The 12,861-nt window shown below is 55.1% G+C and carries 11 protein-coding genes and 1 pseudogene; 8 read left to right on the plus strand and 4 right to left on the minus strand.

The features are described 5' to 3' along the window. Positions 1 to 162: 162 nt before the first annotated feature. The 5 genes from MNU25_RS05375 to MNU25_RS05395 all read left to right on the plus strand — a co-directional run bounded on the left by MNU25_RS05375 (position 163) and on the right by MNU25_RS05395 (position 4,733). Positions 163 to 414 carry a DUF5132 domain-containing protein gene (locus tag MNU25_RS05375; RefSeq protein WP_240984130.1) on the plus strand — a complete coding sequence of 84 codons (252 nt, stop codon included), beginning with the start codon at positions 163 to 165 and terminating at the stop codon, positions 412 to 414. 50 nt (positions 415 to 464) lie between these two features. Next, positions 465 to 695: a hypothetical protein gene (locus tag MNU25_RS05380; protein ID WP_240984131.1), complete on the plus strand. Its 231-nt coding sequence runs from the start codon at positions 465 to 467 to the stop codon at positions 693 to 695. Positions 696 to 720: 25 nt separating this feature from the next. Then, positions 721 to 1,065: a hypothetical protein gene (locus tag MNU25_RS05385; protein WP_240984132.1), complete on the plus strand. Its 345-nt coding sequence runs from the start codon at positions 721 to 723 to the stop codon at positions 1,063 to 1,065. Between the two features lie 156 nt (positions 1,066 to 1,221). Beyond that, positions 1,222 to 1,992, plus strand: a complete 771-nt coding sequence (locus tag MNU25_RS05390; RefSeq protein ID WP_240984133.1) for a hypothetical protein — start codon at positions 1,222 to 1,224, stop codon at positions 1,990 to 1,992. A gap of 338 nt (positions 1,993 to 2,330) precedes the next feature. After that, complete coding sequence (locus tag MNU25_RS05395; protein ID WP_261486333.1) at positions 2,331 to 4,733, plus strand: heavy metal translocating P-type ATPase; 2,403 nt, start codon at positions 2,331 to 2,333, stop codon at positions 4,731 to 4,733. Positions 4,734 to 4,985: 252 nt separating this feature from the next. Here MNU25_RS05395 and MNU25_RS05400 read toward each other — a convergent pair whose 3' ends face one another. From MNU25_RS05400 to MNU25_RS05415, 4 genes are all read right to left on the minus strand, one after another. Further along, a complete protein-coding gene (locus MNU25_RS05400; RefSeq protein ID WP_240984135.1) occupies positions 4,986 to 5,396 on the minus strand; it encodes a glycine zipper domain-containing protein in 411 nt (136 codons plus the stop codon). A 139-nt stretch (positions 5,397 to 5,535) separates the two neighbouring features. After that, positions 5,536 to 6,957 (minus strand): DUF445 domain-containing protein, encoded by a 1,422-nt coding sequence (locus MNU25_RS05405; RefSeq protein WP_240984136.1) that lies wholly within the window; start codon positions 6,955 to 6,957, stop codon positions 5,536 to 5,538. Positions 6,958 to 6,962: 5 nt separating this feature from the next. Continuing rightward, on the minus strand, positions 6,963 to 8,294 hold the full coding sequence (locus tag MNU25_RS05410) for a DUF445 domain-containing protein (RefSeq protein ID WP_240984137.1): 1,332 nt from the start codon (positions 8,292 to 8,294) through the stop codon (positions 6,963 to 6,965). A gap of 379 nt (positions 8,295 to 8,673) precedes the next feature. Further along, positions 8,674 to 9,453, minus strand: a complete 780-nt coding sequence (locus tag MNU25_RS05415) for a hypothetical protein (protein ID WP_240984138.1) — start codon at positions 9,451 to 9,453, stop codon at positions 8,674 to 8,676. Between the two features lie 392 nt (positions 9,454 to 9,845). On the opposite strand from MNU25_RS05415, the gene MNU25_RS05420 reads away from it, so the two are divergent. The 3 genes and pseudogenes from MNU25_RS05420 to MNU25_RS05430 all read left to right on the plus strand — a co-directional run bounded on the left by MNU25_RS05420 (position 9,846) and on the right by MNU25_RS05430 (position 12,846). Continuing rightward, the gene (locus MNU25_RS05420) at positions 9,846 to 10,481 is read left to right on the plus strand and encodes a TVP38/TMEM64 family protein (RefSeq protein ID WP_240986737.1); all 636 of its coding nucleotides are present in this window, start codon (positions 9,846 to 9,848) and stop codon (positions 10,479 to 10,481) included. Continuing rightward, a pseudogene (locus MNU25_RS05425) lies at positions 10,482 to 10,848 on the plus strand (PAS domain-containing protein); the annotation flags it as partial. It abuts the gene before it with no gap. A gap of 525 nt (positions 10,849 to 11,373) precedes the next feature. Further along, positions 11,374 to 12,846: a spore germination protein gene (locus tag MNU25_RS05430; RefSeq protein ID WP_240984139.1), complete on the plus strand. Its 1,473-nt coding sequence runs from the start codon at positions 11,374 to 11,376 to the stop codon at positions 12,844 to 12,846. Positions 12,847 to 12,861: the final 15 nt, after the last annotated feature.

Genomic DNA, 12,861 nt, shown 5'->3' on the forward strand with positions numbered 1-12,861 from the left:
AGGTGCGGGACAGAGTTTGAGGGAGGCGGAAGTGCGACAGAAATTTAAAGGAAGGTAAGTGTAAACGAGATTTAGAGGAGGGTATAAGTGTGAAGGAAGTGAACTCGTTCGGCTTAAGCTGAACATCGAGTCTCACGGTTGGATCAAAGGGGGTCTTCTGCTGTGTTGAAAGAGCTGGATAAAACGGATTTGATTACGGGGACAGCCCTGGTCCTGGTAGCCCCCGCCCTGTTCCCGGTACTTAGGGATGCCCTCAAACCGCTCGTCCTTCTGGGTCTGCGGGGGGCGGTCGGGGTGGTCGGTACGGCCAGGACGACCTTCGAACTGGCCAAGGAAGAAGTAGAGGATATCGTAGCCGAAGCGCAATTTGAACGTCTGAAAAAGGAAATGGATCGGGAGATTGGCGCCCGGTGAAGCATCGCGGTTTGAACTGAGTACAAAATAAAGTTGAGAGAAGGGATGCTGTGGAAGAGCTGCCGGGTATCGAGGAGCATTTAAAAGAAGCGCTTTCGCATCTGGAGCAAGCGATTGAGCAAAGCGTGCGGACGATCGTCCGGCAACCGGCTGCGCAGAAGGAGCTTGCCCGAGCGTGGGAACTTTTCTTGGGGGACTTTTTGGGCAGTGTGCGGGAAAAAGGAAAGCAATACGAGGTGAATCTTTTCAACTTGATCTCTTTTCCGCGTTTGCGCCGTTAGTTGGAAGTGAAAGGGGAAATCGACTGTGCTGAGTAAGGGGACATTGTGGGCCGGGGTCATTTCCGCGGGTTTCGCTCTGTGGCGGGATGCCGGGGCACATCGGTCCGGCCGTCTGGATGACAGGGAATATGCCGTACACACGACTTCTGACCTGACTTCAGCCTTAGGTTTAATGGCAGGGTTTGAGTATGGGGCCTGCCTTGGCTCGGCCATTGTGCCGGGGGCCGGAGCCGTCATCGGAACGATTCTGGGAGGAATTGTGGGGGACCGCCTGGGCCAAGCCCTGGGGCAGGGCGCGGGCTCGGCTCTCTTTCCGGAGCGAAGTCCTCAGGGAATCTCCGAACGTAACCCTATGCAAAACCACACGTAATCGGTGCACCACCGGACGTAATCCAGACTAAAGCTGGCTGGAAAAAATTGATCGGGTGAAAATCTCACTTGTTGACCTAAGTTTTACATAGAATTAACAACGCCGGTTCCGGATTGATTTAAAATACTGTTAGAAATCTGGTGCCGGGGTGAAAAGATGTTTAGAGAAGAGATATTCAAAAAAGAAATTCTTCTTTATGCGCACGAAATCCGCCGTCAGCGGGCGGAATGGGAGACTGCCGAGGCGGTCGACGAAACGCTTTGTTTCTTAACAGATGAGATTGGGCGATGGTTTAAGGCCTATAGCAGGCACGAAGCTACGGGATTCCGTTTCGATCTTACCGCCTTGACGGAAGAATTGGCACATTTGCGTCAGACCTTGCAGGCGGGTTTGCTGGAACGGATCGGGCAGCGTTTCGGTTTGGACGGGGAACAAGCCATGAGCCTCCTGGCACAGGAGCACTTTGCATCGGATCTCTGGCAAGAACAGACGGTGGAAGATTTTCTTCGGGATGTGTCAATCCTTGTCCGGGGCTGGCTGGCGGAAAAAGAGGGAAGTGTTTTTTGGGCGGGGCAGGCGGAATATTGGAGCCGCAGAGTGTGGGGAGAAGCGGCACATCGCCTGATTCCCAATCCCCTGTTGGCGGCACTGGCCGAACAGGCGGGGGCGGGGGAAAAAATGGTCGCCTCCTTGGGTGTCGATTCGCGGCGGGAGAAAGAAGAATTGACCAGGGGGATGGAACGGCGTCGAGAGGGTGCTCTCTTGGCCCTGGAAGAACGACTGAAACGCGAGGCGAGCCGCCGGGCGGCCCAGATCCTTTATTCCCTGCATGACAGAGTTATTGAGCGCAGATTTGTGGCCAAAACGGAAGTTCTGGAGGCAACTCTGTCTGCATACGAATCCGAGTCACTGGCCCAAGAAGCCTAATGATACGATTTTCGGCAAAACGGCGACAGCCTGCCACAAAGACCCGGAGCCTGTTATACCAGATAGGCCTGTGCGACATAAGCCGGTGATAAGGGGAAATGATCCTGACGGAAATGATCCGGATGGAGAGGGAATGACTGCCTGTCGGGCAGTTATTTTTATTCCGGAGTTGGCAGAACCTTCCGCACGGCGATTTACATATTCTCGTCTGTGACTGGAGAATCTGTTAAGGACGGAAAATATCCTATCCGTTTTCTGACCCGTCAATTTCCGACGCGTCCAACGAATTGACCGCGAACAATCAAGCACAGTTGAAAATTCCGATCTTGGGGGTGCGTATGGCGACTCGGAGAAATAAAACGGTTCACTCCCTTCCCGGGAGAATCCGGCTCAGAGTGCCCGGCTTGAGAGGAGATCCCGTGTTGGCGGAGGCGATCGCCAGTCATTTCGCAGGTTCTCCGGGAATTTCGGCGGCTCGGGTCAATGTCCATACGGGGACTGTTTTGGTTGAGTATAGTCCGCAGTACTGGGATGAGCCGGGGGTAATTCTGAGTGTCGAAGAAACAAGGAAGGGGCGATTTTCCGGACCCGAGCAAGAAACAGACCGCGGCGTTCGGGAAGCGGTCCGGACATCATCCGCTCCAAGAGAACACAGAATGCTTGAGCCGGGCCGGCGGGGCGGTGACCGGCACGGTGAGCGAAAGCGGCGCAGCGGCTGGGAACGGCGTCTGGCGGACGAAGAGAGAGCGGGGCGGGAGCGTGCTCCGGAAGGGGTAAAGGCTCCCGAGACGGGGCTGCCGGAAAGACTGGACCTCAGGGGAGTCTTGACAAGTCCCAGTGTGACCCGGCGTTCATTAAAGACGGTTTTCACCGGGTTTGCCCTCGGGACGCTTTTGCTTAAGCGTCAAGTTATCGGCCGCTCGCCCCTGGCGGGTTCGGAGGCGGTCGCGGACGGAGCCACTGTCGTAGGTTTGATTGCGGCCTATCCGCTTTTCCTCTGGGGGTTAAAACATCCGCAACAAGCAAAACGCTTGCCTTATGATGCGATTATTAATGCGCTCTCATTCACTTTGCTTGTGCTTCAGGAAAGTGTCGGGGGTCTGCTTTTGACTTTGCTTGTGCACCTTTCCAAGCTTTCCATGGGGATAGACCAGGCCAAGGCCCGGCAGATTATCCGTCAGGTGGGAATCTTGCCGCAAAAGTCCTGGTTGATCGCCGCAGGGGGCGAAGTACCGGTGCCGACCGGAAGCCTGGCTGCGGGTGACCTGATTGCGGTGCATCAGGGTGAGACTGTCCCTGTGGACGGCCGGGTCGTGGGCGGAGAGGCAGACGTAGGGGAGAGCCAATTAACCGGTATTCCCCGGCCCGTTTGGAAAGGGCCGGAATACCCAGTGCTCGCGGGATCGGAGCTGCTGCAAGGAAATCTGCGGATCCGGGTGGAGCGGACCGGGCGGTCGACGCGGATCAGGGCTATGATCCGCTCTGCGGCACGGCGCAAAGGGTTGGCAGACCGGGAGTACCGAGAGCGCATGGACCGAATGGTCCTGTTCTCGCTCCTACTGGCCGGGGGTATTCTCCTTCTCACTCGGGATACCAAACGGACCTTGGCCGTCCTCTTTTCCGGAGCTCCCGCGGCGGCGGGTTTAGCCCTGCCTACGGCGGCCGGAGTGGCGGTCGGCCGGGCTCTGGATCGCGGAATATATGTGAGAGATGAAAAGCACTTACTGGCGGCGGCCGACATCAATGCCTTGGTGCTTGACAAAACCGGGACGCTCACCGATGAAAAGGCGGAGATCCGCGAGATCACGGTGATTGGCAGAGAGTATACGAAAGCGGGGATCATTCGTCTGGCAGCCGCGGCCGAAAGGAGGGCAGACCATCCCGTGGCCCGGGCTTTGCGTGCCCAAGCCGTGATCTTGCGTGCTGCCCCCATGCCTGAACCCGAGAAGAGTGAGGAAATTTCCGGTTTCGGGGTCAAGGCCCGCTTCAAAGACGAAGAAGTCTTGATCGGGAACTTCCGCTTTATGGAGAGGGAGAAAGTGGAACTGGCCGAGGTTGAAGCCAAAGCTCGACGCCATCAGCATTTGGGACTTGATCCCGTTTTCATAGCGGTTAACGGCCAAGTTCGCGCCCTGCTGGGCGTGCATGAGGAAATCTCGCCCCAAAGCGCCCAGCTGATCACGGCCCTGCGCGCCGGCGGAATCAGGAAGATTGTCCTGGTGACAAGGGATACGAGGGAGGCGGCAAAACGGGCAGCGAGTGAGCTGGGAATCACTGAATACCATGGGGAATTGACTCCGGAAGACAAGGCCGCTGTGGTCCGCTCCCTCAAAGGAGAGGGGTTCAAAGTCGCGGTGGCGGGAGACGGGCTGGATGATGCTCTGGCCATGGCGGAAGCCGAGTTGGGAATTGCCGTCGGTTGCATGGGAGTGGATTCCGCCGCCAAGGTGGCGGGGATCGTGATCCCACAGCGCGAACCGCAAAGAGTGGCGGAAGCGATTTACCTTGGACAACGGCTGAAGGAGCGGATCAATCAAAATTTAAGTATTGCTTTCGGACTCAATGTCGTGGGTTTGGGATTGGGTGCCGCAGGCGTTCTTACGATTGTAGGCGCTTCGATATTGGGGAATATCGGGATCATAGCCGTTATCGCCAACACCTACGGTAAAACTTGGCTGGAGGAAGCGTTCGGTGGGGCCGGGGAGGTCAGGCACGTTTCTTCGGCATGGGTGGACTCATGAACGGAGCCGAGTTCTCCGGTCTGCACCGGGAAGTGACCTGAATGCGTCCGAGAAAAGCGACAGCCGGGATGACACACACAAGTTATTCCGTTCAGGCTCTTACTCCGTGAACAAGCCCAAACAAGCTCCGGGGCATCTCCGGAGCTTGTTCTTACTTAATCCCAACAGTTTTGTGCGAAGTCACAAGGGTTGCGGTACTCTCAGCTTTCCGCTTAAGATGACGGGAAATTGCGGTCAAGAGAATCCTGGCTTTCAAGGGTTTGCCGGGTGTACCGTGTCATGCTGCTTATCTGATGTTTTGCCGGCACTCGCGCCGGCCGCTCCTCCCAGGCCGCCGCCCACGGCTGCGCCGACGGGACCGGCCATTCCGCCGATAGTGGCTCCCACCGCGCCGCCGGCACCTGCGCCCAGGATTGTATTCATGTCCGGCCTGGAGAGTCCCTTCTGTTCTTGGGCTTTGGCGACGACATCGTCCCATCCTTCTTTGACATTATTGGCCAAGGCTGCGCCTCCTTGTGCCAGGGACATCGCTCCTTTGACCGTGGTCACCGCAACTCCCTTAACGACGTTTTTAAGGACGGGAGCCAGAACTACGATGGCGGTTCCGGCCACAACCACACCTAATAAGGAGGATTCCCCCAAAAACTCGGGTATACCTTTCACTGATAGCCCTCCTCCGCAAAAAGATTGAGCGAGCAAATGCTGCCAAACGCGAGTACGCATTTGAGCTCTCATACGGCTAGTATGCGCGTATGAGGCGCGAAAGATGCATTTGGATTTTCTTTCGCTCACAGGCTCCCGATCAGTGGTTCAGAAGGAGGAACAGGCGATGAAAGAGAGGCAGAAGCCAAGGTTGATAGATTAGATCCAAAAAGAAAAAAAGGAACAAACCGGCAAAACCACCTACAAGGGAGCCGTTGATCCGGATCCACTGCAGGTCATCCCCGGCTTTGCCCTCAATGAAAGAATTCAGGTCGGTTTCGCTCAAGGACTCAAGTGTGTTCCTGGCGATACTGCCGATCAGACGGTGCTCGGCGGCCGCCAGCCGGCCCAAGGCGGAACGGATATAGGCATTCAGGCGGTTTTGTAAAGACTGATCCTTGAGAAAGTCCTGCCACAGTCGATTGGCTCCCTCACTGAGCCAGGTGAAAAGCAGGGAATCATTTTCCGGCATAACCTTACCCTCCGTGATGCTCCGCGCAGGGTTCTCCGCGGTATGTATCGGGTTCGGCCGGGGCGCGGGGTCTTCGGCAACCGTCGATGCTGAAGTTTCCGGGGCCGCGGGTGGGGCTGTCGGCGCCTTGGGCGGGCCCATGACCTGGCTGAGGACCGTGGTCAAAAATCGGCACAAGGTGTCCTCCCAAGGCAGCTGTAAGAGCACCTCCGTTTTCCACTGTTCCAGTGTTTGGTCCAGGGGTTGATCATCCGCTTCAGTGGCTAAGAGCTCAAGGATGCGCTGCCGCAAGGGATGGCTGGGGTTTTGCAGTTCCCGGAGGGCCAGACCCAACTGTTTTTGTAAGACGGTCGCGGCTTCCCTCAGGTTGAGCCCGTCGATTTTTTGAATGAAACCGAGCAGGTAGCGATTGAAGGGGGAATCGGTCTCCCGGGCTTCTTTTTGGGCCAAAAGAAGCCGGTAAAGACTTTCTCTCACCGGAGGTCCGTTCACGATCCCATGCAGTTGGTCAAGAGCATAATCGAGGCCGGCGCCGGTCGGGAATATCCGGCGCAGTCTATGCAGTCCCTGGTCCAGAGAAGCGCTGCCGATTTCTTGCTTGATTTTGGCAGCGATAAACGGAGCACTCTGGGCGGGGATCTTATCCTTTCTTTCGTCCAAATAATTGAAGAAAAGCCGGGTCAGAGCGGCCACGCCACCATTTTGTTCGACCCAGGCTCTGAGCCCATCCGTAAAAGAGACTTGGGCAAGTTTTTCTTGTATGAGTTCCAGGCTGAGCAGATCGTTTTCGACCATCTGGCTTACCGAGAGAATGACTTTATCCCGGTTTCTGGGGATGAGAGCGGTGTGGAAAGGCCAGCCCAAAGGGCGTTGAAAAAGTGCCGTCACAGCGAACCAATCGGCGATTCCGCCGACCAGAGCAGCCTCGAGTACGAAATTTAAAAGCCGCAGGGAGAAGAGCCCGGGCTCGTTGAGTTTAAAAACGGTGGAGAGCACAAAAAGGGAAAATACGACGGCAAGGGTAACATTGGCTTTATGGCGGTAGTTCATCTTGTTCACCACTTTTGCTGGATTAGAAAGTTGACCAAATAGATGAGCGATCCGGCCAGACTGCCGACTACGGAACCATTGATCCGGATCATTTGCAGGTCATTGCCCGCCCGGGATTCTATGAGTTCCACCAGCCGTTCGTTGCTCAGGGGTTCCAGGTTTTGTCTCACCATGCGGCCGATGATGGCATGCTGGGTGTCAATGAAGCGGAGGAGGGAATCTTTCAGCCAACCGTCGAGGTTGGCCTCCCACTCAGGGTTTCTTCGGGTGATGACGATTTCCCGGATTATGTCCTCGATCAAGAGTTTGAGGGTATCACCGTCCGTCATGGAAGTTGCGATTTTGGCGGAAGACACTTTGTCATTTCCCGGCCCTTGGGTCCCGAATGGAGTGTCCGGTTGCGGGGGAGTCCCGTTGGAGCTGAGCAGTTTATTCCCGATGATGTGGCGCACAAGCTCGAAGAGGCTTTGGCTCAAATTGATCCTGGCGGCCCGGGAACTGACCAGTTCGCCGGCATATTCTCTCACCCAAGACATGAGGAGTTCCTGCGCTTCGGGGCCCGTGAGGAAAAGGCGCAGTTGCTCGAGAATATCAGCCGCCAGTTCTCCGGCTGAAGGGAGGAAAGTGTCAACCAGTTTGCGGGCGGTATTTCCAGCTTCATAGGTTTGGTAGGCTTTCTGTAACCACAGGGCCAAGGCTTGCTTCAACTGGGGCGAGTCGACAAGGGTAAGCAGTGAACGGTTGGCGAATGTTGCCATGAGTCCAACGTAGCCTTTTTTTTCCGATAAGTTCAGGGCCTCAACTAAGAGCGGCGTGAGGTCTTCGAAGAGGAACTCTTCACATGTTAACCCTTCCAGAAAGTTAATCAAGGCCTGTGGCTCAGTTTGACCCGTTAGGTCCCGGGCCAGGTCGGCGAGGAAGCTGCTCGATTCCGCCAGAATTTGGGGCTGAGACAGATAATCGAGAAGAAAGGCGGCGCTGTTGTAATGGGTGAGGCGTTCTTTCAGGGCTTTTTTGCTTAGGAGATCATTTTCCACCATATCCGCCAAGGCCTCAAAAAGCCTTTCACGATTGCGGGGAATGATCTCGGTGCGCAAAACCCGGCCCGGGCGAATCCCGAGCGGGCGGCGAAAAAGAGCGGTGACCGCGAACCAGTCGGCGAGGCCTGCCAGCATCCCCGCGCGGCAGGCCGTGGATATAAGTCCGCCCCAGAAATCGGCCCGAAAAGGATAACTAACCAGGAAGCCGACGCTCACTAGGGCCAAGGTCAGAGTGGCCCAATGGCTGTAGTTCCTGGATATTTCAGTCTGTACTTGGTCATCTGTCGGATGATTCATCCCATGGGTTCTCCCGTTAACTTTTTAGGTAAAGGAACGTCTGCGCACGCAAAAGGTGCAGCCTTAAGACGCGCCTCAGACGTCAACACTACTGATATTTACCCACAAACTTGTCCTTCTGTCAACCTCGTCCTTCTGTCCACCTCGTCCCTCGCCGAACCTCCCCATGGCTAAAGTCGGCTAAAGCCGGGGGCATGCGGCAAAGCTTTTTGGTCACGGGCATTGCGAAAAGTCACGGCAAAGGATAGGGGAGAAAAGGTTCCGCCGGGAACGGACAAACAGAGGGACTTACTCAAAAATAGAGGGACTTACTCATAAAAATTGAGTAAGCCCCTCCCAAGTTATATGATATGCGGAAATATGAAACGGGAACGGTTATTTACAGATCAGAGTCGACTTTTTGCAGGGCTGTAAGCACGGACTGTTGAGCCTTCACCCTATTTTGCATGTCACCGGTTAGTCCGGACAGGTCCCGGGCTACGGCGTCCGCGTTTCCGGCTTGGACGTCGGTTTTGATCTGCTGCTGATCCGCCTTTAAAGAAATACCTTTAACAGTCTGATTCGCTGACTTTACGGCTGCCATATCCGCCCTGGCCGCTTGAAGGGCTGACTTATTCTTATTTTGGCGGTCTGTGTTTATTTTGGCTCGAATGTCCTGGCGGACCGTCTTAATTTGTGACGCCACCTGCTTTTCCTGAGCACGGGCCTGAATCAGATTACTGTCGTTGTTCTTGACGGCCGTAAGAATGTTCACCCTCGCTTGGTCGGCTTGAAGGCGATTATTGAGGTCACCCTGGAGTTTCGTGAAATCTTGTTGTACCGCGCCGGCATTTTTGGCTTGCCGGTCGGCCTTCAGTTGCTGAAAATCGCTCTTGATGGCCTGGTTAATCTCTTTTTGACTTGCCCAGTTAAGTCCCACATTGGCGTGGTTTTCTTTGAGGTTTTGCCGCAGTGCCTTAATCTGTTCGCGCATTTGTTGGTCTTGGGATCTTAGCTCCTTCAGGCTGTTCATCCCGGTGATGCGGACGCTGTGGAGCGTCCCGGCAGGAGCCGGGGGCGTGATTGGGCTGGGGCCGTTATCAGCCAGGACGGGTACGGCAGAGGCAAGCAAGGCCCCAACGGTTAGCAAGGTCAGGACGGGTTTGACAACCTTCTTCATTCTGAAATCACTCCTTACAAAATTTGATCTTGGCACTGTCCGTATCATAATAAACCTAACCTAAGAAATGGCTGAGAAAAACGTGAGGATTTTGTGGTGGAAAAGAATTGAAAATGTGCACGGGCAGTTTCTGCACATGCCCGGGTCTCCAAAGCAGGAAGCCGAGCGGGGTTCTTGATTCGCGCAAGGAAAAAAGGTAAGCTATAGGCAGTTCAGTTGCATAGTATATATCATAAGAGTGTATATAATTGGATAAGTTAAGGGAGTGGGTTTCCGTGCCGCGCTGAGCGGCAGACTCGGGAAATAATGGGAATGCGACCCTCCGACTTCTGAAGAAGACAGGTGCAGATATGTCAAAGATAAAATCGCACGGGCCTCTCGGGCAGATACAAATGGAGAGATATGTCTGGGTACCCGTAGCTTTAGGAATTTTCGTCATTTTGATTGTCGCTTTTTTCTATTTCGACCGTACTAACCAAATTTCAACGATGATTCAGAGCCTGGGCCCTTTAGGTATCGTGCTGGCCGTTCTCTTGATGGCCGCGGTTTGTCTCACTCCTATACCGTCGGAAGGAATTGTCCTGCTCTTTCTCAAAATCTACGGGGTCTATTTGGGGACTTTTGTCGCCTGGTTCGGATCCTGTGTCAGCGCCCTGCTTATTTTTGCCATCGCCCGCTATTACGGACGCATGTTCATTGCCAGGTTTGTCACTGAGGAAAATTTCAAGATGGTTGATAATTGGGTCAAACGCAAGGGTACCGCCGGCCTGCTGATAGCTCGTCTGCTGCCGATTCCGGCATTCGTCGTCAATTACGTGGCAGGGGGACTGCCTTCGATTAAAGTTTGGCCTTATTTTTGGACTGCGGCCGTTTCGATCATCCCCTATTATGTCGGTACGGCCCTCGTCTTTCTGGGAGTGTCGAAGGAACTCTGGACCTGGCTCATGGTCGGGGGTGCGGCCATACTCGCTTTTTGGGGGATCGGTTTCTTGCTCAACCGTCACCCCTTGAGAGATCCGTTACAATAGAACACCCTGCCTGCGGATATCACATTCGTCGATAAAGAGGGTACGGTCAAATATGTTTTGTTAAACAGGGCATAGAACGGATTTTTGCGCGGCCCAAAACGATTCTGGGCCGTTCGGTGCAGAACTGTCATCCGCCGGCCAGCGTGCATATCGTTAACGGGATCGTCGGGGATCTGACGCTGAGGAAAAAGAATTACGAAGATTTCTGGCTCAGGATAGGGGAGAAGTACGTCTACATCCGTTATTTTGCCGTGAGCAATGAGCGGGGTGAGTATTTAGGGACGATGGAGGTTACCCAGGCATTCAGCTGCTGCAGGGAATCAAGGGCGAAAAAAGACTTATGGAGTCTGGGAACGACGAAGGTTGAATTCAGTGAACGGCTGATTTTCAGGATAGCATAAAGGGCGAAGGATATTCCCGAAGGAATACCGCGCTCTTTTTTTTGAGTGTTCCCAGCGTTGGTCCAACCGTGAGACTCCCACTTCTGCAAGTGAGAGTGGTTCCCGCTGCTTCGGCGAAACTCTCCACTGGAGACTTTCGTCACCGAAGTCTTGATGTTCAACTTTAGTTGAACGAGTTCACTGCAGGTGTGAAACCCTGGTTAGAGATTTGGGCAGGGTGCGGAAGCCGCGGAATGGTGTGAGGGCCTCGGCGGGAAGAGCAGGCGAGAGTGAGTGAATATACTCATGCATAGATTCGCGGAATTTTCCTTACACTACGGGAGTGGGACCTACCGGCAGGGGAGGGGGACCTATGTGCCGGAACGATACCCGCCACCTGGGGGTGGTAACAGTTAGCACAGAGGCGGAAGCAACGGACCTGAGGGTGAGGTGAGATCCGCAGGCTCCTGCCCAGCGTCGCCCGCCAGAGAACACGGGAAAGAGGAATTCGCATGTCTCAAACAGCTCCGTTGCCGAAGGCGATCACGCCTTCTTTGGAGGAAAATCTCCTTTACCTGCACCAAATGCTGCAGGGTTGTGATGACTTTGTTTTCCGTCCTTTCCGGACCGCGGCCGACATTCCGGGTATGCTCGTCTATTCTATTCTCTCAACCGACCAGAATTTCCTCAGTCAGACTGTCCTGCCCGCCCTTTACCGTTTAGAGATGAGGCCGGAACGGGGTTTTTTCCCTGAGGCCATCCGTGACAGGCTGCCTTTCCTGCCGGAAAAGACTTTTACCGGCTGGCCGGACGCGTTGGTTGCTCTCAGCGGCGGCAGTACGCTGATTCTTCTGGACGGGGTGGCGGAGACGTTTCCCGCGGCAACGGCGCAAGTGGAGCACCGTGGCATCGAGCGTTCCGAAACGGAACCGGTCATCCGCGGCCCCCAGGAAGCCTTCACAGAAGCTTTGAGTCCCAATTTGGCGATCATTCGCGCCCGCATGAAAAATCCCGACCTCAAGATTAACCTCCTCAAGTTGGGGGAAAAATCCCATACCGATGTTGCCTTGGCCTACTTGGAAGGAGAGATTCAGCCCGCTCTTCTGGCGGAGATCCGTAAGCGTCTGAGTGGCATTAAGCTCCCCAGTGTGCAGGAATCCGGCTTTCTGACGGAATTCCTGGCCCGAAACAGCTACACTCCTTTTCCCTTGGTCCAGTCGACCGAACGCCCGGACAAAGTGATTGCGGCCATGCTGGAAGGACGCGGTGCGGTTTTGGTCGAGGGCAGCCCTTTTGCCTTGCTCTTACCGACGACTTTCTGGCACTTTTTTCAATCCCCGGACGATTATTTTCAGAGCTTTTTCGTGGGCACTATTATCCGCTGGATTCGTTACCTGGCTTACATTCTTGCGGCTGCTTTGCCCGCCCTCTATTTGGCTTTCACCGTTTTTCAGCCCGACATGCTGCCTTTGCGTTTTCTTTTCTCCCTGTCCGCGGCCCGGGAAAATGTCCCCGTGCCCACGGTGGTGGAGATCCTGATCATGCTCATCGCTTTGGATATTTTCCGGGAGGCGGCTCTGCGGCTCCCGCGCAGCATCGGGCCGGCCATCGGCATTGTCGGCGCTCTGGTCCTGGGTGAAGCCGCCGTGTCAGCCGGCATCATTTCCCCGATCATGGTCATCGTTCTCGCCTTGACTGCGATTTCCACCTTTGCCATACCCACGGAGGATTTGCGCTCCACGGTGCGCATCTTTTCTTATGCGCTCGTCTTGTTCTCTTCTGTTCTCGGCCTTTACGGCTTTCTGCTCGGGGCCAGCGCCATTCTCCTCCATGCCTGTTCTCTGGACAGCCTGGGTGTTCCTTATTTTGCTCCGGTGGCTACCTTACATTGGAGGGAATGGCAGGACGTGTTCGTGCGGGCACCCTGGCCTGTCATTGGGAGCAAACAACAGAAGATCAAGGCCCAGCGCCGGGGCAGGCATTGAGCGGGCGGCTCCCGG

The sequence above is a fragment of the Acididesulfobacillus acetoxydans genome, from assembly GCF_902729405.1.
Taxonomy (GTDB): domain Bacteria; phylum Bacillota; class Desulfitobacteriia; order Desulfitobacteriales; family Desulfitobacteriaceae; genus Acididesulfobacillus; species Acididesulfobacillus acetoxydans.